Origin of the sequence: Pseudoalteromonas sp. SM9913, from assembly GCF_000184065.1 — a bacterium.
GTDB classification, from domain to species: Bacteria; Pseudomonadota; Gammaproteobacteria; order Enterobacterales; family Alteromonadaceae; genus Pseudoalteromonas; species Pseudoalteromonas tetraodonis.
In genome coordinates this window covers 82,363-101,522 of sequence record NC_014803.1, presented here as the reverse complement: position 1 = coordinate 101,522, position 19,160 = coordinate 82,363, and the positions used below count along the sequence as shown (strand labels likewise).

21 protein-coding genes and 1 pseudogene are annotated in these 19,160 nt (G+C 41.7%); 12 read left to right on the top strand and 10 right to left on the bottom strand.

Annotated elements, in window-relative coordinates; translation table 11 throughout:
* Window positions 1-43: 43 nt before the first annotated feature.
* From PSM_RS00505 to cyaY, 3 genes are read right to left on the bottom strand one after another with little or no spacing between them, the layout of a single operon-like run.
* Window positions 44-949, bottom strand: a complete 906-nt coding sequence (locus tag PSM_RS00505; RefSeq protein WP_013463731.1) for a DUF2914 domain-containing protein — start codon at window positions 947-949, stop codon at window positions 44-46.
* 23 nt (window positions 950-972) lie between these two features.
* The gene (locus PSM_RS00500) at window positions 973-1,629 is read right to left on the bottom strand and encodes an alpha/beta hydrolase (RefSeq protein WP_041695561.1); all 657 of its coding nucleotides are present in this window, start codon (window positions 1,627-1,629) and stop codon (window positions 973-975) included.
* On the bottom strand, window positions 1,626-1,949 hold the full coding sequence (cyaY, locus tag PSM_RS00495; protein WP_013463729.1) for an iron donor protein CyaY: 324 nt from the start codon (window positions 1,947-1,949) through the stop codon (window positions 1,626-1,628). The genes PSM_RS00500 and cyaY overlap by 4 nt, the downstream gene beginning before the upstream one ends.
* Before the next feature lie 148 nt (window positions 1,950-2,097).
* Here cyaY and lptM point away from each other — a divergent pair, with 148 nt between their 5' ends.
* From lptM to PSM_RS00460, 7 genes are all read left to right on the top strand, one after another.
* Window positions 2,098-2,277, top strand: coding sequence for an LPS translocon maturation chaperone LptM (gene lptM, locus PSM_RS00490; RefSeq protein ID WP_013463728.1), 180 nt, complete (start codon window positions 2,098-2,100; stop codon window positions 2,275-2,277).
* Window positions 2,278-3,531: a diaminopimelate decarboxylase gene (gene lysA / locus PSM_RS00485; protein WP_013463727.1), complete on the top strand. Its 1,254-nt coding sequence runs from the start codon at window positions 2,278-2,280 to the stop codon at window positions 3,529-3,531.
* Between the two features lie 64 nt (window positions 3,532-3,595).
* Window positions 3,596-4,426 carry a diaminopimelate epimerase gene (gene dapF, locus PSM_RS00480; protein ID WP_013463726.1) on the top strand — a complete coding sequence of 277 codons (831 nt, stop codon included), beginning with the start codon at window positions 3,596-3,598 and terminating at the stop codon, window positions 4,424-4,426.
* On the top strand, window positions 4,423-5,034 hold the full coding sequence (locus PSM_RS00475) for a DUF484 family protein (protein WP_013463725.1): 612 nt from the start codon (window positions 4,423-4,425) through the stop codon (window positions 5,032-5,034). The genes dapF and PSM_RS00475 overlap by 4 nt, the downstream gene beginning before the upstream one ends.
* The gene (locus PSM_RS00470) at window positions 5,031-5,975 is read left to right on the top strand and encodes a tyrosine recombinase XerC (protein ID WP_013463724.1); all 945 of its coding nucleotides are present in this window, start codon (window positions 5,031-5,033) and stop codon (window positions 5,973-5,975) included. The genes PSM_RS00475 and PSM_RS00470 overlap by 4 nt, the downstream gene beginning before the upstream one ends.
* Before the next feature lie 10 nt (window positions 5,976-5,985).
* Window positions 5,986-6,696, top strand: coding sequence for an HAD-IA family hydrolase (locus PSM_RS00465; RefSeq protein ID WP_013463723.1), 711 nt, complete (start codon window positions 5,986-5,988; stop codon window positions 6,694-6,696).
* 97 nt (window positions 6,697-6,793) lie between these two features.
* Window positions 6,794-7,153: a HopJ type III effector protein gene (locus PSM_RS00460; RefSeq protein ID WP_013463722.1), complete on the top strand. Its 360-nt coding sequence runs from the start codon at window positions 6,794-6,796 to the stop codon at window positions 7,151-7,153.
* 14 nt (window positions 7,154-7,167) lie between these two features.
* On the opposite strand, the gene PSM_RS00455 is transcribed toward PSM_RS00460, so the two are convergent.
* Window positions 7,168-7,587, bottom strand: a complete 420-nt coding sequence (locus tag PSM_RS00455; RefSeq protein WP_013463721.1) for a GNAT family N-acetyltransferase — start codon at window positions 7,585-7,587, stop codon at window positions 7,168-7,170.
* Window positions 7,588-7,628: 41 nt separating this feature from the next.
* Window positions 7,629-7,934 (bottom strand): DUF6482 family protein, encoded by a 306-nt coding sequence (locus PSM_RS00450; protein ID WP_013463720.1) that lies wholly within the window; start codon window positions 7,932-7,934, stop codon window positions 7,629-7,631.
* Window positions 7,935-8,025: 91 nt separating this feature from the next.
* On the opposite strand from PSM_RS00450, the gene PSM_RS00445 reads away from it, so the two are divergent.
* The 3 genes from PSM_RS00445 (at window position 8,026) to PSM_RS00435 (ending at window position 10,420) form a co-directional block, all read left to right on the top strand.
* Window positions 8,026-8,718, top strand: a complete 693-nt coding sequence (locus PSM_RS00445; RefSeq protein WP_013463719.1) for a pseudouridine synthase — start codon at window positions 8,026-8,028, stop codon at window positions 8,716-8,718.
* Window positions 8,719-8,827: 109 nt separating this feature from the next.
* Window positions 8,828-9,202: a BlaI/MecI/CopY family transcriptional regulator gene (locus tag PSM_RS00440; protein ID WP_013463718.1), complete on the top strand. Its 375-nt coding sequence runs from the start codon at window positions 8,828-8,830 to the stop codon at window positions 9,200-9,202.
* A 9-nt stretch (window positions 9,203-9,211) separates the two neighbouring features.
* Window positions 9,212-10,420 carry a M56 family metallopeptidase gene (locus PSM_RS00435; RefSeq protein WP_013463717.1) on the top strand — a complete coding sequence of 403 codons (1,209 nt, stop codon included), beginning with the start codon at window positions 9,212-9,214 and terminating at the stop codon, window positions 10,418-10,420.
* A 74-nt stretch (window positions 10,421-10,494) separates the two neighbouring features.
* Here PSM_RS00435 and PSM_RS00430 read toward each other — a convergent pair whose 3' ends face one another.
* Complete coding sequence (locus PSM_RS00430; protein WP_013463715.1) at window positions 10,495-10,878, bottom strand: MAPEG family protein; 384 nt, start codon at window positions 10,876-10,878, stop codon at window positions 10,495-10,497.
* Between the two features lie 243 nt (window positions 10,879-11,121).
* On the opposite strand from PSM_RS00430, the gene PSM_RS00425 reads away from it, so the two are divergent.
* The gene (locus PSM_RS00425; RefSeq protein WP_013463714.1) at window positions 11,122-12,003 is read left to right on the top strand and encodes a DMT family transporter; all 882 of its coding nucleotides are present in this window, start codon (window positions 11,122-11,124) and stop codon (window positions 12,001-12,003) included.
* Between the two features lie 44 nt (window positions 12,004-12,047).
* Here PSM_RS00425 and PSM_RS00420 read toward each other — a convergent pair whose 3' ends face one another.
* From PSM_RS00420 to PSM_RS00405, 4 genes and pseudogenes are all read right to left on the bottom strand, one after another.
* Window positions 12,048-12,365 (bottom strand): DMT family transporter, encoded by a 318-nt coding sequence (locus PSM_RS00420; protein WP_010392612.1) that lies wholly within the window; start codon window positions 12,363-12,365, stop codon window positions 12,048-12,050.
* The gene (locus PSM_RS00415; RefSeq protein ID WP_013463712.1) at window positions 12,365-13,897 is read right to left on the bottom strand and encodes a bifunctional GNAT family N-acetyltransferase/carbon-nitrogen hydrolase family protein; all 1,533 of its coding nucleotides are present in this window, start codon (window positions 13,895-13,897) and stop codon (window positions 12,365-12,367) included. Before PSM_RS00415 ends, PSM_RS00420 begins: the two co-directional genes overlap by 1 nt.
* 88 nt (window positions 13,898-13,985) lie before the next feature.
* Entirely contained in the window at window positions 13,986-14,834 is an 849-nt protein-coding gene (locus PSM_RS00410; protein WP_013463711.1) for an MBL fold metallo-hydrolase, read from the bottom strand.
* Window positions 14,835-14,910: 76 nt separating this feature from the next.
* A pseudogene (locus PSM_RS00405) lies at window positions 14,911-17,199 on the bottom strand (penicillin acylase family protein).
* A 156-nt stretch (window positions 17,200-17,355) separates the two neighbouring features.
* Between PSM_RS00405 and ycaO the strand changes: the two are divergent.
* Complete coding sequence (ycaO, locus tag PSM_RS00400; protein ID WP_013463710.1) at window positions 17,356-19,116, top strand: 30S ribosomal protein S12 methylthiotransferase accessory factor YcaO; 1,761 nt, start codon at window positions 17,356-17,358, stop codon at window positions 19,114-19,116.
* The last annotated feature ends 44 nt before the right edge of the window (window positions 19,117-19,160 follow it).

Here is a 19,160-nt window from a genome sequence, read left to right as displayed (position 1 = left end):
TGTTGACCTTCCAGGATTAAAACCTGTTCTATCTGAGGGCGATTTAATCAGCTAAAATTCTAAATTCTTTTTGCGCAATGAGTAAACCTCGCTCATCAACCACATCAACGCGCCAATTCCCTAACTGGGAATCCATAATATTTTTAGTTGAGTAAGTTCGGTAGCGCGGAGAAGTAACTTTGAGCGACACTTCCGCCATCACTTCGCCTTCAAATAACCAAATATGCTTTACCTGCTGACCTTGTAAGTTTTTAAGCTCACTAAAAAATGACAATGATTCTTCAAATTGGCCTAAACGCACATCGGCGGCAAATACATTGGTTGGTTCACGATTACTCACACTGCGCGTCAATACGGCTCGGCTAATAGTAGCGGTATCTATTTTGGCACCAATGGCCACACTCGCAACTTGTGCTGATTCAGCAAATACTTTTTGCTCAGCCTGTTTTTCACTGGCCGTTTCGGTTTCAGGCGTTTGGTTATCTGTTGCAGCCATGGCTGCTTCTTCAGGCTCAGCAGTGAGCGTTGGCTCTACTTCTTGCTCAATAATACTTTGTTGAACTTCAGGCTCTGTTGTTACTTGTTCGGTAATAGGAGCTGGTTTTTGCTCATCTGGGGAAAGGATTTTAGGTGCTGCAATTGCGACACTGCTCAGCAGCTCCTCATCAGCATCTGTTGCGTTTTCACTCTCTGCTGATGCTGCAGTATCATCGCTTAACGACACAATTGCTATTTGTTGCTCAGTAGAATCGAACTGCTCATTAGGATGCGGCGCCCCTTGATCAGCATTCACAGCGCTAGACAGGCCGTAAATAACCGCTGCAGAGGTCATAATCACCAACATAGAAATACTCACAATCCGACGCCAATGCCACTCATAGCTCACGCTGGGTTCGCTAACCTGTGGTTCACGTTTTACATTTGCTGTTATTACTATTTTTTGACTCATTTTGACCCTCAGCGGCTCCTAAACTAACTTAAGCGAGAAATTAACCATTGGCGCACAGCTTGTAACTCTTGTGTACAAACCTGATGCCCCATAGGGTATTCTTGCCAACTCACATCCATGTTATGCGTTGATAATACTTCAAACGCACTTCTACCCGCGCTATGCGGTACAACGTCATCTTGGCTCCCATGAGCCATAAATATATTTAGCTGTGTTTGCTTTGCTTCATCAGCCAATTTATGTGGCACACACATATAGGTTGATAGTGCCATAACGCCAGCAAGCTTTTGCTCTAAACGCGGGGCTAAATGTAGCGATATGACGCCACCTTGTGAAAATCCCGCTAAAATAATTTTGTTCGCCGGTATGCCGTTAGCAATTTCTTGCGTTATTAATTGCTCAACTTTTGCTGCAGACTCCCTAACCCCTTGTTCATCTGCACGTTTGTCTAAATCCATCGATTTAATGTCATACCATGAGCGCATCTGCATACCGCCGTTAATAGTAACAGCCTGCATAGGCGCATGCGGAAATACAAAACGCACACCTAGTTCACTGGGTAAATCGAGCTGTGGCGCTACTGGGGCAAAACCATCACCTGAATCACCCAAACCATGTAACCAAATAACCGTGGCTTTATGCGTCCCCTGAGCTGGGTATTGAACAAACTCTAAACTCATAGCGATGATTGCCACTTAATTTCTTGACCCGCTTGACGTGTTGACGCTTCATTGATGAAACTCCAAAACTCTGCGCCTGAGCGGTTATCAATCCATTGACCATCACGCATTTCAAAATGGTGACCATTAAATTTTGTTGCCACCCACACTTGATGCAACGGTGCTTGCTTATTAATCACAATTTTACTGCGATCTGGAAAAATAATTTCTAAAATACCTTGAGCCGATTCATAATCTAAATCTGCTTCACAATCATCAACTTGTTCTTCAATTGTGAACATAAGAGCTTCTGCTAACTGGTGATATTCGTGATCAGTCATCGTTAATTTCCTTTGCAGGCAAGACGCCTAAATAATGGGTGCATGTTTGTACAGCTAGTGTAACAGGAATAAAATCATCCGCGAATAGCTGCATTTTTTAGATATTCTGTTACTCTGCGATTATAAAGCCAGCAACCGTATTAATCTAATGAAAGCGACATATACCTTACAATTAAAACAACTATTAATCAGCACCGTTTTGTTGTGTGCGTTAGCTGGCTGTGGTCAAAGCGGCCCGCTGTACTTACCAGAGCAGCCTACTGAACAAAATCAGCCAACAGACACCCCCAACAAGCAAACACCTATTGAGCAAAAACAGGAGCAGTAAATGGATTTTTTTAATTATAAAAACAACCAACTATTTGCTGAAGATGTCAGCGTAGCAACGATTGCACAGCACTATGGTACACCGTGTTATGTGTATTCAAGAGCGACGTTTGAACGCCATTATTTAGCGTTTGCCAATGCAGCTCAAGATCATAAAAGCCTAGTGTGCTACGCCGTTAAAGCAAATTCAAATATTGCAGTATTAAATATACTGGCGCGACTTGGTGCGGGTTTTGACATTGTTTCAAAAGGCGAGCTCGCGCGGGTCATCAAAGCGGGAGGCGCAGCCAATAAAGTGGTGTTTTCTGGGGTTGCTAAAACCGCTGACGAAATTGCTTATGCGTTAGAATTAGGTATTAAATGTTTTAACGTTGAATCAATCTCAGAGCTTGAGCGCATTTCAGAAGTAGCGTGTGAGCTTAATCTAGACGCGCCAATTTCTATTCGTGTTAATCCTGATATTGATGCTAAAACACACCCGTATATTTCTACTGGCCTAAAAGAAAACAAATTTGGCATTGGTATCGAAACCGCGTTAAGTGTGTACCAACATGCTGCGTCGTTACCTGGCTTAAATATAGTTGGGGTTGATTGTCACATTGGCTCACAGCTGACACAAACCAAACCGTTTTTAGAGGCGCTTGATAAACTACTGGCATTAATTGATGAGTTAAAAAATGCAGGTATTGAGTTAAGCCATTTAGATATTGGTGGAGGCCTTGGCGTAACCTACAACGACGAACAGCCTCCCCACCCGAGTGAGTATGCAGCACAAGTAACACAGCGCCTTACTAATTATCGCCACCTTGAACTGATTTTTGAACCAGGGCGAGCTATTGCCGCCAACGCTGGGATTTTAGTGACTCAGGTTGAGTTTATTAAGCAAAATCAAGACAAGTACTTTGCGATTGTTGATGCGGGTATGAACGACATGTTGCGCCCATCACTTTATCAAGCGTGGCAAAAAATTATTCCTGTATCGGTGCGTGATGACGAAACACCTACCCACAACTATGATGTAGTTGGGCCGGTGTGTGAAACCGGTGACTTTTTAGGTAAAGACCGCCCTCTAGCACTCAAACAAGGTGACTTATTAGTGCAGCGTAGCGCTGGAGCATACGGCTTTACAATGAGTTCAAATTATAACTCACGCCCACGGGTTGCCGAAATAATGGTAGATGGTGAGCAACATCATCTTATTCGCGAACGCGAAACCATCGAGAGCCTGTACCAAGGTGAGAAAATTTTACCATAAACGTTTTTGTTACCTAGCTGCTCTGTGGCATGATTAGCGCAGAGCAAAACCGAATTAGAGCGCTATGTTAGTTAATTTTTCCAAAATGCACGGCTTAGGTAACGACTTTGTTGTGATTGATAATATTACACAAAACGTTTTTTTATCCCGTGATCAAATCAAAAAGCTGGCCGATCGCCATTTCGGCATTGGGTTTGACCAATTACTGATGGTTGAAGCCCCTTACTCACCCGATCTCGATTTTCACTATCGGATTTTTAATGCCGACGGCCACGAAGTAGAACAATGTGGTAACGGCGCCCGTTGCTTTGCCCGCTTTGTGCGCATGAAAGGCTTAACCAATAAACATAAAATTAGCGTTTCAACTAAATCGGGTAACCTCACCCTGTATATTGAAAAAGACGGCCAAGTAACGGTTAACATGGGACACCCTAATTTTGAGCCGAGTAAAATCCCGCTTAAAGCAACCAAACGTGAGCTGACTTATATTATTCGTGCAGAAGAACATACCGTTTTTAGTGGTGCTGTTTCTATGGGTAACCCGCATTGCGTCATGGAAGTAGACGACATTGAAACGGCACAAGTGAGTACCCTTGGCCCGTTGCTTGAAAATCATGAACGTTTTCCACAGCGCGCAAATATTGGCTTTATGCAGGTTATTTCTCAAGAACACATTAAACTCAGAGTGTGGGAACGTGGTGTAAGCGAAACACTTGCTTGTGGTACCGGTGCGTGTGCCGCTATGGTGATTGGCTTTATTCAAAACAAGCTCACCAGCACAGTGCAAGTTGATTTACCAGGCGGTAGCTTACAAGTTCGCTGGAGTGGCGAAGGCCACCCAGTGCGTATGACAGGCCCCGCTGAACATGTATTTGATGGGCAAGTTGCACTATGAGTGAATTAACTAAACAGCAAGTAATAGATTACTTACAACAGCACCCTGATTTTTTAATAAATCAACCTGCGCTATTAGCGCAACTTGAGTTACAACAGCAAGTTCAGGGGGCGACTTCGTTAGTACATATTCAGCAACGTCAACTACGTGAACATAATACTCAGTTAAAACATCAAATCGAGACGATGACCAAGCATGCCACGCAAAATGAACTCGTGTACCGCTTGTTCAGTCAATGCCATCGTCAGCTTTGGAGCAATTATGACTTTAATACTTTGGCAAGTAACTTACGCAACATTATTTGCATGAGCCCGACTATTAATGAGTGCAAACTCGTAAGATACGACAGCACGTTTGAGGGCTTAGTAAAGCATAGATTGTCAGATAGTAATCATTATTTAGGGCGGGTAAATCAGCAAGAGCGCGACTTACTCTTTAATGATGATACCCAATCGACTGCCCTGTATTTAATTGGTGAACCCACTAACCCTTATGCTATTTTGGCTTTTGGCAGCCACGATGAGAACCACTTTGAGCCCTCACAAGATAACTTATTTGTGTTAGATTTTGTACGCTCATTACAAATACGGTTACTGGAACTGGCATGAGCGACGACACGCCAAATATTAGCGACTTAAGCGATAGCTGGCGTACACCCATTACATTATTTAGTGATTACTTAAAATTTGAACGCCAGTATTCAGCGCACACCGTCAATCAATATGTTAGCCAATTAGGTTTTGCCGCCTTGTATTTTAATAAGCTATGCGACAATTGGTTTGCCGTACAAAGTGAGCACATTCGCCGTTACAGCATGGCGCTGCGCGCTAAGCAACTGAGCGGCAGAACAATCAGCTTAAAGCTAAGCTGCATTCGAAGTTTATATAAGTTTTTAAAAGCAAAAAATATTACTGAGCAACCGCATTACCATAACCCCGCGCAAGGGATAAAAGGCCCTAAATTTGCCAAGCCTTTACCTAAAAATCTTGATGTTGACCAAATGGCACGTTTACTCGAAATCCCCGATGACGATCCACTTGCCATTCGAGATAAAGCCATGATGGAACTCATGTATTCATCAGGTCTGCGCATTAGCGAGTTAGTTGGTGCTAACATGCAGGATATAAACGCCCGTAATGGTGAAATACTGGTACGTGGTAAAGGTGCAAAAGAACGGCTAATACCGGTTGGCTCTAAGGCCCTTGAGGCATTAAAGAAATGGCTCGCGGTTCGGCCGCTATTTATGGGCGCAGACGAACACGCGGTATTTTTAAGTAGTAAAAAAAACCGTATCTCTGTGCGCCAAGTCCGTTTGCGAATGCAAGAATGGGGCATTAAACAAGGTATAAGCTCACAAGTGCATCCGCATAAATTACGCCACTCATTTGCGTCGCATATTTTAGAATCGTCTGGCGATTTACGAGCAGTACAGGAGCTATTAGGCCACAGTAGTTTATCTGCAACCCAAGTTTATACTCATTTAGATTTTCAGCACTTGGCTAAGGTGTACGACAACACCCATCCACGTGCTAAAAAACGAACCGATTAGGGTAATAACCATGATCCGATTTAATCGCGCAATTTCTCCTTTTTCTGTACTAAGCTTTGACTTAGACGACACCTTATACGACAACCGCCCAATCATAACCGCAGCCGTTCAGGCGCAAATTGATTATTTAAATGCGCTGCCAGGCTACAAAAAACAGGGGCCACAGTTTTGGCAACAATGCCGTGAGCGAGTTGTTCAACACCAACCTGAACTCATTGATAACGTCACTCAGTGGCGTAAACATACCCTACGCTTAGTTTTGTCTGAGCTTGGTTTTAAAGACGATGAAGTAGAGCATCATGCACACAGTGCTTATCAAGCATTTGCTGATGCGCGCAGTAATATTGAAGTGAGCGAAGACGTACTAACATTGCTCGATAAACTAAGCCAGCACTACAAATTAATTGCCATTACTAACGGTAATGTAGAGGTTGAGCGTTTTAATTTAAAAGATAAGTTTGAACTGGTGCTGCAAGCTGGCTTGCACGGTAAAGCTAAACCACATACGACCTTATTTGATCAAGCTGCAACACATTTGCGTATTAACAACAGTGAAATTTTACACATAGGTGACAGCCTTGATAGCGATGTGCAAGGTGCTAATAACGCTGGCTGCCAGTCTGTGTGGTTAAATAATCAAGCACAAGCCTATGCCTACAAAGGACTTGCTGATATTGAAATAACCAACATTCATGCGTTAACCCACTTAATTGGTAAATAAACTATGCTTGTTTTATTGGCTCAATTGAATATAAATCAATCATAAGATAGGTTAGGGGTAATTACTTAACAATATCTTATAATAACAAGGACAGCGTATGACGCTCACAAACTACTTAACAACGCTCGCGAATGAGCCTAAAAGCATTGCTTTTGCTGATACTATGGCCGTTATTGATGAGCATTATACTTTTACAGCGTGCAGTTTTAGTAACCATGGGTTATTGAGCTCTGCGAGTGAAAATAACGGTTCATGCAAAATTTTTGCGTTTGCTAAGCTCAATGGTCTTAGTAAGCAAAATACATTAGATTGTTTTGGGGCATTTTATCGCGAAGACGTACTAAACAACCCAGATGCAGACGATCACATGAATATTCGCACCTTTATGTTAGCGCCTGAAGCCACCCCATTTTTAGGTATTACCTTTGATGGTACGCCATTAACAGCAAAAAAATAACGCTCCAATCAGCGTTATTTAGCCACTATTAGCGGTTTTTCCATAAAGTAACGAGTGCCATTAAGTGGGTAATTATCAAGTTGATATTTAACTTGGTAACCCCGTTTTTCATAAAAAGGCTTGGCTTGAAAATCTAAGGTGTCAAGCTGAGCCTGAGCAGCGCCTTGTTCAATCGCCGCGTGTTCTAATGACATTAATAACGAATCGGCCAAACCACTGCCCCGCGCAGATTCATCGCACCATAGCCAGCTTATTAGCAACCAGTTACCAAACACATGACCGCTTATGCCTGCAACTAACTCACCTTGTTTATCGAGATATTTAAAGCCAAGAGGTTGACGCTGTGCGTCGAAGTGCTGAGCATTAAACTCAAGCATGTGCGCGCGCAGTGCTTGATTTAATTGCTCAGAATTATCGGGATGTAATAGGTACATTGGATGATTCCAAATAGACCTATATTAGCAAATACCTGATATTAAAACAGGTTGTTTTGCCCAAAGGGCACTTCGAGCATATTACTGGAAATTTTTTCTGGTTGACCACACATTTCATCATAAGCACTGGTGTGCCTTAGCATCATTTGTGCATAGGCGATATCTTCAAAGCGTTTTTGAATATGTAATGGGCTTAGTGCCTTCACAAATTCACCATTACTTTCTTGTACATAGTATTCAACATTATTAATGACAACAGACACTTGGTACAAGGCCATTTCCAGTGAATGAACAACCACTTTTTGTAATGGCTGATGCTTTTTTAGTTCTGAAAATTGAATACCCATAGTAACCTACCTACTGTTAAATTAACTGTCCAAGTAATCAATACGCAGCTTTGCTATAATCGCGATCAATATTTTTTAATTACACGGCATTATGGATACAAAAATTCGACTTGCTAAATACATTGCTCATGCCGGTATTTGCTCACGAAAACAAGCGTCGCGCTTGATTGATGAAGGCGTTGTCATCGTTAATAATCGCCCCGCTAATCATATTGATCATGTGGACGAAAACGACCGTGTTATCGTTAATGGTCACGCCATTAAAGGCCCAGCCGATTTAGTGTACTTTGCCTATCACAAACCGGTAGGGATTGACTGTAAACTCAATCATCACGACCCCAGCAGCCTTATTCATCACCTGCCTCAACTTACCCGTGTTTACCCTATTGGCCGCCTTGATAAAGATTCTCGTGGTTTAATTATCTTGACCAACGACGGAGACTTTTGTAATCAACTGATTCATCCAGACTTTCATCAACCTAAACGCTACTTAGTCACTGTGAATAAACCATTAGACGCGCATTTTTGTGAAAAAATGGCGGCAGGCGTCCCCGTTGATAAGCAAATAACACGACCTTGTGAAGTAGTTAAAATAGCGAGTAATCAATTTAGTATTGTTTTAAAACAAGGGCTCAACAGGCAAATACGTAAAATGGCGCATTACTGTGGCTACACAGTCATTGATTTATACCGCGTACAGATCAGTGAATTACTATTAGATAATTTAAACCTCCCAGAAAACCACTTTATAAAAATTAACAAAAACGATATTTTAAGCCAATAAGCTCACACTAATCCCCTTCCTTTAGCGTGATTAAAAAACAAAAAATAAACTTGCAAAAATAGATTACAGGCGTAGTCTTAAATAAAAGATTACACTTGTAGGCAATAAAATGATCGAATTATCAAAAGCAGAATTTGAAGTGCTGGATGCACTCTGGATTAACTACCCCGCCACAGCCAGCCAAATTATTGAGCGTTTAAGTGACGATAAACAATGGCACGAAAAAACCATTAAAACCTTATTGGGTCGTTTAGTAAAAAAAGGCGCGCTTAGCTTTGAAAAAGACGGCCGCCAATATATTTACACCCCCTGTATAAAGCGTGCTGATTATACTTTAAAAGAGAGTAAGAACTTCATAGAGCGCTTTTTTAGTGGTCGTATTGCCCCTTTGGTAAGTGGCTTCGCTAAATCGGAGCAACTCTCTCAGCAAGATATAAACGAGCTTAAAAAAGTCATTGATGACTGGGAAAAGAATCAAAAGTAAGGAGTTAGCATGGCGATTCAAATAGGATTTAATTGGCTCATTGAGCAGCAGCTATTATTAAGTCTGTTGTTTGCAGGGTTTGTTTTACTGGAGCGCTTTGGCTTAAAAACCCTTGGTTCACGCTTTGTGTATAAATTAGCTTGGTTAATACCTGTATCAGTTCTGTTGGCTAATTTACCTAGTGCAATTAAGCCACTGCAAAATAGCGGCATTAGTTACCATTTAATTACGCCTAATCAGGTACTTACAAACGGTTTAAGTGTTAGTTGGGCGCTACTGTATGTCATTATTACCACGGTCTTATTAATTGCCGCTGTTGTTACCCATACCCGATTTGTTAAAGGCCTACAGCTCACTGAATTAGCGAACTTTAAGCAGGTAATAACCGGAGTAAAAACTTATACCAGTGCTCAGGTGGCTACGCCCATGGTCATTGGTGTTTTTAATAGCAAACTGGTATTGCCGCACAATTATAATACTCAGTTTGATAATACTACTCTGGCGCTTATTCTAGAGCACGAAAACGTGCATATAAAGCGCAAAGACAACCTTATAAATGCGGTGCTATTACTGGCTACAATTTTATTGTGGTTTAACCCTCTGGCTTGGATGGCTTACGCAAGCTGTAGACGTTTGCAGGAGCTAACTTGTGATGAACGGGTACTAAGCAATAAAACCACACAGCAACAAATTTTATACAGCAAAGCCTTAATAAACTGCGCTGCCAATGCGCCAGCGGGTCTGATGGCTTATTCACACTACGGAGATAAAAAAACCATGTTACAACGACTTACTAATATCAAACATAACGGCGCACATTCGCGCCTAGCAAAAGGAAGCGTGTTACTTATCGCTGCGAGCTTGCTCAGTGGCTTAGCTGTAGCAAAGCAACCTGAAGCATCAGCTAAAAAAGAAACATCTATCGCTCCCGTAATGCGAATCGAACCGCTTTACCCAAAACAAGCGGCGGAACAAGGCATTAGCGGTTCGGTGGTATTAAAATACGACATAACCCCAGCAGGCAAAACAGCTAACATTAATGTTGTAAAAGCTGAACCAGAAGCAGTCTTTAACAAAGAAGCAAAAAGAGCACTTATGCAATGGCAATATACACCTTCATCAATGGGACAACAAAACGTACTAATACAACTTGATTTTGCACTCAACAGTACAGTTACAAAAAGTGATTTAATAGAGCGGGTTAACATATCGCATTAATGGGAATAGGTGTTTAAGACTATAAAGCAAGCACCCTTTTAGGCTGCTTGCTTTGTGGTTTTTGCTTATTCTCGTTATAAACTGACGGCGATCATGCCAATAGCGGTGCCTATTCCTACCAGCCAAGTGATCGAGCGAATAATATCGAGGTTTAAATAATAAAAAGTACAAAATAAAATACGCGCTACAATATGCGTCATCGCTAAAGTTTCGGTTACGGCATTAACATTGTTTGTGCCTAATACAGCAGCCAAAGCAACGGCAAAAACCGCTAACGATTCAAAACAGTTTTGATGAGCAGCCAGCGCCCGTGCTCCGAGTCCTGTAAGTTGTGTTTGTTGTTGCCGCGGATGTTTATTATCGTAACCACCGAGCTTATTCATTTCTATAATAGCTGGGATTCTCGCAACATAAGGCATGATCACTGCAATTAAGGCGCAAACCAATAAAATCGTCATTATAATTCTCGAGTTATTATTTATGACCCAAAATAACACAGCAAATAGAAAAAAGCCGCCAAATATAAATAACCTGGGCTCTGGCGGCTAGCAGTAACATCCCTCACACTATAGCCGATTTAAGCAGTGCGTCACTGTGGCAAATTGTCGCAGGTGATGAATATTCATTATGCCTTTTTGATGGTCGCTTTAATGCCAGAGTACTGCTAAATTAGCTCTCCACTTTTTTGTATGTTATTTAAGATGATTTGGATTTTACTCACTATTTTTGCCGCATTTATGCAGTCATGGCGTAATGCGCTGCAAAGCAAATTAAGCGCTCATGTCAGCGTTGCTGGCGTTACTCTAGCCCGCTTTATTGTCGCAAGCCCTATTGCAGGGCTGTATTTATATGCGCTTTATTATTACCAAGATGCGCCTCTCCCTTCATTTAATCCTTTATTTATTAGCTATATTATTGGAGCCAGCATAGTGCAAATTATTGCCACAGGGCTCATGGTGAAGTTGTTTAAAATGAACAATTTTGCAGTAGGCGCCGGCCTTGCTAAAAGCGAAGCGCTAATGGCGGCGATATTAGGGTTACTATTTTTTGGTTCGGCGCTTTCATTTTTAGGTTGGATTGGTGTATTTATTGGCGCACTCGCTGTATTGCTATTAAGCGGCATTGCGAATGTGAAACATTTTAGCTTAAAAACCGCCTTAACAGGGCTTGCTTGCGGTACTTCGTTTGCGTTGTCATCGTCATGGATCCGCGAAGCAAGTTTAAGCTCGGGTATAGCTTTTCCTTATGCACCAGCGTGGGTTTTGTTACTGATTATTAGCTTGCAAACACTGATGTTATGTATATACATTGCTTTAAAAGAGCGCCATACCTTTAAAATGATGTATCAATATAAGAAAATGACAAGTGCAGTGAGTGTATTTAGCTGCTTAGGTTCCGTAGGCTGGTTTAGTGCCATGAGCTTACAGCATGTCGCCTATGTAAAAACGCTCGGTCAAATAGAAGTATTTTTTACCATGTTAATCTCTATTTTATGGCTAAAGCAGCCGCTAAAGCGCCAAGACAGTGCGGGGCTAGTGCTGATTGCAGTGGCTGCCATATTGGTTATGCTGCCAAGTAGTTAAAAAAAGCGCAGGTATAAATCTGCGCTTGTTTTTTAATCTAACAATTAATGACTAATTTTTAAGGTGATGACACCACAAATAATCATTAATACACCAGCAATACGGCCAAAAGTGGCTGCATCACCATAAAATAATATACCAACTAAAAACGTACCTGCTGCGCCAATACCCGTCCATACCGCATAAGAAGTCCCCATAGAGATTTGCTTTTGCGCTAACCAAAGCATAAAGCCACTTGCGACCATAAACGCGATTGCAATTGCAATGCCTTGCCAACGAGTTTCAGGGGTTTGAGAAATTTTTAAGCCTATTGGCCAACCAATTTCAAGTAACCCTGCAATTATTAAGTACATCCACGCCATTAAACATCTCTCTTTTTCAATATCACTTCATATAAATCACTGCGGCGGTCTTTTAAGTTACGCACGGTACCTTCACTGTGAAGTATTTTTAACTTGTCCATATCTAAGTCGCTAAATAATAGCATTTCGGTATTGGTGGTGGCCTCATTTAGTGTGGCATCGTGTGGAAATGAAAAGTCAGACGGTGTAAGAACAGCAGATTGCGAGTACTGTACATCTAAACTTTCTACTTCGGGTAAATTACCCACCGAACCTGCGATAACCACATAACATTCGTTTTCAATAGCGCGCGCTTGTGCACAGTGGCGAACACGTAAATAACTATTTTTGGTGTCGGTCCAAAATGGCACAAATAAAATATCAAGCCCTTGGGTTGCTAAAATACGCGACAACTCTGGAAACTCTACATCGTAACAAATTTGAATCCCTACGCGACCGGCATCGGTTTCAAATACCGCTATTTTATCACCGCCTTGAATCACCCAATCATTATGCTCATGCGGGGTGATATGAATTTTACGTTGCTCATCTATTTTGCCACTGCGGTGGCACAGGTAACTCACGTTATAGATTTTATCCCCCTCGGCAAGCGGCATAGAGCCGGTGATAATATTCGCGTTGTACTCAATTGCCATGCGCGACATCGCGTTTTTAAATGTCTCAGTGTATTCAGCTAAATAACGAATGGCTTCGGTTTGATTACTTTGCTCAGTTAACCCCATCAGTGGCGCGTTAAAGAACTCCGGAAATAAAATAAAGTCGCTTTTATAATCAGACACCGTATCAACAAAATATTCAACTTGCTTAAGCATTTCTTCAACCGACTCAACACAGCGCATTTGCCACTGCACAGCCCCTACACGTACAATTGATTTAGTCGACTCAATAACGGTATCGGTTGGCTCAAACATAATGTTATTCCACTCAAGTAACGTGGCATAACCTACTGATTCTTGATCCTCTGGAAGGTACTTTTTAAGTAAACGCTTTACCTGAAAATCGTTAGCTAATTGAAAGCTCAATATTGGATCGTATATCTCTTTTTGATCCACCTTGGCAATGTATTCCATTGGCGTCATATCGTTGCTGTGATTGTAATAACGCGGAATGCGGCCACCCGCTAAAATAGCGCGTAAGTTATATTGGCGACATAATTCTTTACGGGCATCATAAAGACGACGCCCTAATCGCATGCCTCGGTACTGCTCACTAATAGCAACATCTAAACCATATAGCGCGTCACCTGTGGTATCACTAAATACACGGTCATGGCCATCAGCAATATCTTCATAGGTGTGCGGGTTTGAAAAACGTGCATAATCTACTTGGACACTCAGCGCTAAACCCACCAGCACGCCATCATCAACAATACCAATTTGCCCTTCAGGGAACTGATCTATAAGTCTAAAAATTGTATGGCTTGGCCATGCGCCGCCTAAATCAGGGTACGCTTCGTCCATCAAGGTTTTAATTTGTGGGTATTGTTCTCTGCTTAAATTACAAATTTCAAGATGGGTTTTTTCTGCCGACATATACAACTCCTTTAGGCACGTAAAAATCAAAAAAGCTGAACAAATGCTCAGCTTAATTAGGTTTATGCGTTATGGTTCGCGCTAGGCGCTACTTTAAACTGCGATAAAAAAGGGTGGTTACACGCTCTTTTGGTAACCAGTTTGCATATTCAAGGCCAAGTTCTGATAATGGATCGGCTTTGAGGACTTGCTCTAAACTGGCATCGTTTTGCATAGCATTAAGCATAACATCTTTCGCTTTTTGTACCAGCTTACGATACGTCATTAGCCCTGAACGGTCGCTTATCGGGCCATGCCCTGGAATAACGGTTGTTTTTTCATCAATTTGTTTGATCACATCATCAACCGCCGCTAAAACACCATCAACACTACCGCCACTATCTACATCAACAAAAGGTAAGCTTCCAAAGTTAAAATATATATCGCCCATGTGCACTATGTTGTCGTTACTAAAAAAGATAACCGAGTCGCCATCTGTGTGTGCATTTGAGTAGTGCACAACATGCGCATGCTCATTGTTAAAGTGCAGTTTTAAATCATGGCCAAAACTAATACGCGGTAAGTAATCAGAACCCTCACCATGTTTTTCTTTTAAGCGTTTGTGCACATTGTCGTGAGCAATCACATGTGCGCCCGCTTTGGCAAAGTTCTCGTTACCACCAGTATGGTCACCATGATGATGGGTATTAATTACAAACTCGGCACTGCCTGGCTTTAAGTCGCTAATGGTTTTTTTTATATCGTCGGAAAGCTTGGCAAACTGATCGTCAATAATATAAATGCCATCATCCCCCACGCTTGCGGCAATGTTACCGCCTTGACCAAATAACACGTAAACATGTTCACTTAATTGTGTAGCCGTAACAGGGTTTTCATCCGCAAATGCATAATTGCTTAACAGTAAACTGGTGATTAATGCCGGTAGTAATTTTTTCATTTTTGTTTTCCTATAATTGCTTTATCTGGGTTATAAAACGTTATTACTACTTATTTAGCTCACTTTGCATCCAAGGCTAGTCGTTCATTGGTGCAATTTCAATTTGATGCATTAATGCTTGCGGTAATAATGGCGTGTGCTTGCCTTTTACATATTCATCAAAACCAGCTCGGTAAAATTCAGAAAGTGGGTGCCCTGATTGCCCACCCGGAATCGTTAAAATAGCATTCTTTAAGTGCCCAGGCTGAACAATAAAACGCTGTGATGCGCCAAAACTACGTTTTTGCACCGCTGGCATATAACTGTCACCAAACCCGGGCGCTGTTGGCATGTTAAGTAACTTACTTAGTATGGGCATTTGTTTAGCAAACGGGTGCTCAATCGCTAATTCGTTTACTTTTCCCCACTGCCAGTTTTGTATGTTACTACCAAACCTTGATGTTAACTGCGTGAGTGTTTGCTCAAATGCGCCCTGTAATTGCTGCTCCCAATTAGTAAACTGCGGATTAACCCAACTTGTTGGCTGAGCCTTTATTAACTGCCAAACAGCAGGCTCTAAATCACGTTTCACATATTTTAATGTGCCATCTTGCTGGTTGAGTGTTGTCTCAATACTGCTAAATAAAATATTAATCAGTTCATCACGATACGTTTTTACTAAGGTATACCCTATTGATTGCGGGCAAGCGCATTGCTGCCAGTTTTCGAGGGCATTTATATGATCTTTATAGCGCGTGGGCTGCTTTTTTAACTGCTCAAGCAATAAGGCATGCCAAGGCATTAAAAATCGTGCTTGGTTATCTAACTGCAACTGATAAAAATCACTTTCATTAAAGCGTTGTTTTTCAAATAACCTATCGCGAATTTGCGTTGCACGTGCTCCAAGCGCATAGCCGCCATTACCAAAACGGACGTTATCATCAGCAGATACCACTCGAGAATTACCTGTCCACAATCGCCCGTTTTCAGGATTTTTAATAAAAGGTCGATCGATTTCGTTTTGCTGCCAAAGCGCGGAGTAATCTTCTTCTTTTACGGCTAATTCACTAGGTGTTGTTCGCGCAGGTATGCCGCCCATATTTTTCCATGCTGCATTTCCTTGGTCATCGACCACCAGCAGGTTTTGCACAGGAATGCCTACGTCACTTGCAATATCAAGCGCATCATCAACACTCTGTGCTTGCTCAAGCTGTAATAGCTGCATATTAACGGCGTATGGTTAATGTGCAGCCCAGCTCAGTGCATAAGGCTTTTCATTAATGTATTTTACCGGACCGTATTCACTGAGCGTAAGAGAGTAACTTTCTACTTTGCCACTGGGTAATGCAATAGGCTCATCTACTTGCCACATTTTGCTATCGCTATTAAGCGCAATCCAATCGGCGGTATCTAAATACCCGTTGGTAAACCCCCATGCAACGTTGTTATTTGTGCCTACTACAATCGCCGGCGCTCCCGGAAGCGAGACACCCGTTACCTGCATGGGTTTATTATTTAATGAATAGTTTAATTGGGCTCGATACCAAATAACCGGCACAGCCATTGATAAATGCATATCATCAGAGAGCATCGCAGCCTGAGTGTTGGTTAAATTTGAGGTGACCGCCCAATTATTACTACCCACTTCTAAGTTAGCGGTAATGGGTTTAATCGCGGTGATTGGTTGCGATAAAAGCTCGGGGATTGGGTTATTCAAAAGAGCGAGCTGACTGCCATCCAATGCGGCTTGATATTGGCTAGGCTGAGTTAAAAAACTTACCATTTCAGCACCGTACTGCTGCTCTATTTGAATTAAAGCTTGGTCGCGCTCAAATGTAGATGACTGTAAATCAAGGTACATGCTAAAAATAACTAATAAACTGTCTTCACTTTGCCAAGGCTTTTGCTCGGCCCCTGTGATTAAATATTCAAAACTTGGGTACCCTACTTGTGCAAGGCCTTCATTTACACCTTGGGCATAACTGCGTAGCAGCTGTTTGTCGGCCTTCGGGAGGGTTTTTAAAATAGCTTGGCTGCGTTTACGTAATTGGTGAAAACGCATTTTTTTATCAAGCCCAAGCGCGGCTTCACCAAATAGTTCGCTTAGCTCACCGGCCGCATTACGACGTAATAAATCCATTTGAAAAAAGCGGTCTTGCCCATGCGCATACCCTAAGCCATAGGCAGCCTCATGACGAGTAGTTGCAGTAATAACGGCTTGGCCAAGCGTATCACGAGCGACTTTAACGGGCTGTGTTACCGCATCGCTTCGGCCTTTACCATCAAGGGCTGGCAAACTTAAGGTCAAAACGCCGTAAACAATTGCAGTACTGGCGAGTGCTAAAACCACAACAACCAATAGCAACCGTTTGATTACTTTAAACATAAACATACCCTTTAACTATTTCAATAAACTATTATTAGCATATATTCATAATCGTTCTATTAAAAACGCTACGAAAAGCGGGTAAAGGGTGAAATAAACATCAAAATCCACGATAATACACAGTTCATGTATTGTGCAGACCTAGTTGAGATAAAAATGACTGAAAAAACATTTATTAAAGGTAAAGACCGCGATTTAGAATCGTCTATCTCTACCATGCAAAACAAGCTAAAAGCGCTAAATATTAATATTGAAGAAGCGCTGTGGCTTAACCCTGTAGCAAACTGTTATTCAGTTCATATAAAAGATAGCGACTGCGGTGTGATGTTTACTAATGGTAAAGGTGCCACTGATAAAGCCTCTATTGCCTCTGCGCTAGGTGAATATTTTGAGCGTTTAAGCTGTAACTACTTTTTTGCTGATTTTTACTTAGGCGAAGAATTTGCCAATGATGACTTTACTCATTATCCAAACGAGAAATGGTTTAAAGTTGAAAACGATGAAATACCACAGGGTATTATGGATGAGAGCTTATGGGATTATTTTGACCCAGAGCGTGAATTAACCGCATCACACCTTTATGACTTTAACTCTGGCAATTTCGAACGTGGTATTTGTTCTGTACCGTACACTCGTCAGCGCGACAACCAAGACATTTACATTCCGGTGAATGTGATTGGTAATATTTTTGTTTCTAATGGTATGAGTGCCGGTAATACTAAATTTGAAGCCCGTGTTCAGGGATTATCTGAAGTATTTGAGCGCGCTATTAAAAACCGCATTATTGCCGAAGGTATCAGCTTGCCAATCGTGCCTGAAGAGGTGGTAAAACAATACCCTAAAATTCATGAAGCTTGTGAAGAGCTGCGTAGCCATGGCTTCCATTTACGCATTGCGGATGCATCACTAGGCGGTAAATACCCAGTAATGAGTGTCACGCTTATAAACCCTGTTGATGGGTCAGTATTTGCTTCTTTTGGTGCCCACCCTTCATTTGAAGTAGCGCTAGAGCGTACCGTTACTGAATTACTGCAAGGTCGTCGCCTAGATCAACTAGACGTATTCCAACCTGCTACATTTGATAACGACGAAGTCGCTACTCCTGAGAACATTGAACTGCACTTTATTGATTCAAGCGGTTTAATTTCACATGACTTTTTCCGCTCTGAAGCAGATTTTGAATTTGTACATTGGGACTTTAGTGGTTCAACTGAGCAAGAATACAACTTCTGTACTGATTTAATTCATAGCATGGGTCACGATATATATATTATGGATTACACCCACTTAAACGTGTATGCATGTCGTATTTTAGTTCCTGGTATGTCAGACATTTATCCAGTAGATGAGTTAATTTGGCGCAACAATAATGAAGGCGCTAAATTCCGTGAAGACTTCTTATCGCTTGATCAGTACGATAGCGAACAATGGATGGAAATTTACGACAACCTCGAAGAAGCAGGCCACAGCGATATTATTCGCGCAGCTGAATTCATTGGCTTAGCAACCGACGCCGATACACCTTGGCACACACTACGCATTGGTGAGCTTAAAGCACATTTATGCTTAGCGGCGGGTAATGAAGAAGCTATTGACTGGGTTGATTGGATTTTGCATACCGGCCAAGTAAACGACGAAGCGATGCGTCACTTTCGTTGCTTAAAAGCAATCCTTGAAATTAAATATGATGACGAGCGCGAATATGCAAGTTATCAAGATGCATTAGGTTTAATGTTTGGTAGCGACAATGTCACGCTTGCTATTGAAATTGCTGAAGGTCGTAAATTATTTAACGGCTTAACTTTCCCAGGCTTATCGCTTGAGGGTTTTAAAAAGCATGCAGCACTTCTTGATGGTTACCGCAAATTACACGTTGCAAAGCAACAGCATTGGGCGCGCGAAGTTAGCGACTCATAACCACACCTAAACTACTAATTATAAAAATAAAATGGCGCATTTTT

Coding starts and splice junctions, on each gene's coding strand:
- PSM_RS00465 (WP_013463723.1), top strand. CDS start 5,986: ATGATCCGATTTAATCGCGCAATTTCTCCTTTTTCTGTACTAAGCTTT.
- PSM_RS00425 (WP_013463714.1), top strand. CDS start 11,122: ATGATTTGGATTTTACTCACTATTTTTGCCGCATTTATGCAGTCATGG.
- dapF (WP_013463726.1), top strand. CDS start 3,596: ATGTTAGTTAATTTTTCCAAAATGCACGGCTTAGGTAACGACTTTGTT.
- lptM (WP_013463728.1), top strand. CDS start 2,098: ATGAAAGCGACATATACCTTACAATTAAAACAACTATTAATCAGCACC.
- ycaO (WP_013463710.1), top strand. CDS start 17,356: ATGACTGAAAAAACATTTATTAAAGGTAAAGACCGCGATTTAGAATCG.
- PSM_RS00430 (WP_013463715.1), bottom strand. CDS start 10,878: ATGACGATTTTATTGGTTTGCGCCTTAATTGCAGTGATCATGCCTTAT.
- PSM_RS00440 (WP_013463718.1), top strand. CDS start 8,828: ATGATCGAATTATCAAAAGCAGAATTTGAAGTGCTGGATGCACTCTGG.
- PSM_RS00500 (WP_041695561.1), bottom strand. CDS start 1,629: ATGAGTTTAGAGTTTGTTCAATACCCAGCTCAGGGGACGCATAAAGCC.
- lysA (WP_013463727.1), top strand. CDS start 2,278: ATGGATTTTTTTAATTATAAAAACAACCAACTATTTGCTGAAGATGTC.
- PSM_RS00410 (WP_013463711.1), bottom strand. CDS start 14,834: ATGAAAAAATTACTACCGGCATTAATCACCAGTTTACTGTTAAGCAAT.
- PSM_RS00435 (WP_013463717.1), top strand. CDS start 9,212: ATGGCGATTCAAATAGGATTTAATTGGCTCATTGAGCAGCAGCTATTA.
- PSM_RS00420 (WP_010392612.1), bottom strand. CDS start 12,365: ATGGCGTGGATGTACTTAATAATTGCAGGGTTACTTGAAATTGGTTGG.
- PSM_RS00460 (WP_013463722.1), top strand. CDS start 6,794: ATGACGCTCACAAACTACTTAACAACGCTCGCGAATGAGCCTAAAAGC.
- cyaY (WP_013463729.1), bottom strand. CDS start 1,949: ATGACTGATCACGAATATCACCAGTTAGCAGAAGCTCTTATGTTCACA.
- PSM_RS00470 (WP_013463724.1), top strand. CDS start 5,031: ATGAGCGACGACACGCCAAATATTAGCGACTTAAGCGATAGCTGGCGT.
- PSM_RS00415 (WP_013463712.1), bottom strand. CDS start 13,897: ATGTCGGCAGAAAAAACCCATCTTGAAATTTGTAATTTAAGCAGAGAA.
- PSM_RS00445 (WP_013463719.1), top strand. CDS start 8,026: ATGGATACAAAAATTCGACTTGCTAAATACATTGCTCATGCCGGTATT.
- PSM_RS00475 (WP_013463725.1), top strand. CDS start 4,423: ATGAGTGAATTAACTAAACAGCAAGTAATAGATTACTTACAACAGCAC.
- PSM_RS00505 (WP_013463731.1), bottom strand. CDS start 949: ATGAGTCAAAAAATAGTAATAACAGCAAATGTAAAACGTGAACCACAG.
- PSM_RS00455 (WP_013463721.1), bottom strand. CDS start 7,587: ATGTACCTATTACATCCCGATAATTCTGAGCAATTAAATCAAGCACTG.
- PSM_RS00450 (WP_013463720.1), bottom strand. CDS start 7,934: ATGGGTATTCAATTTTCAGAACTAAAAAAGCATCAGCCATTACAAAAA.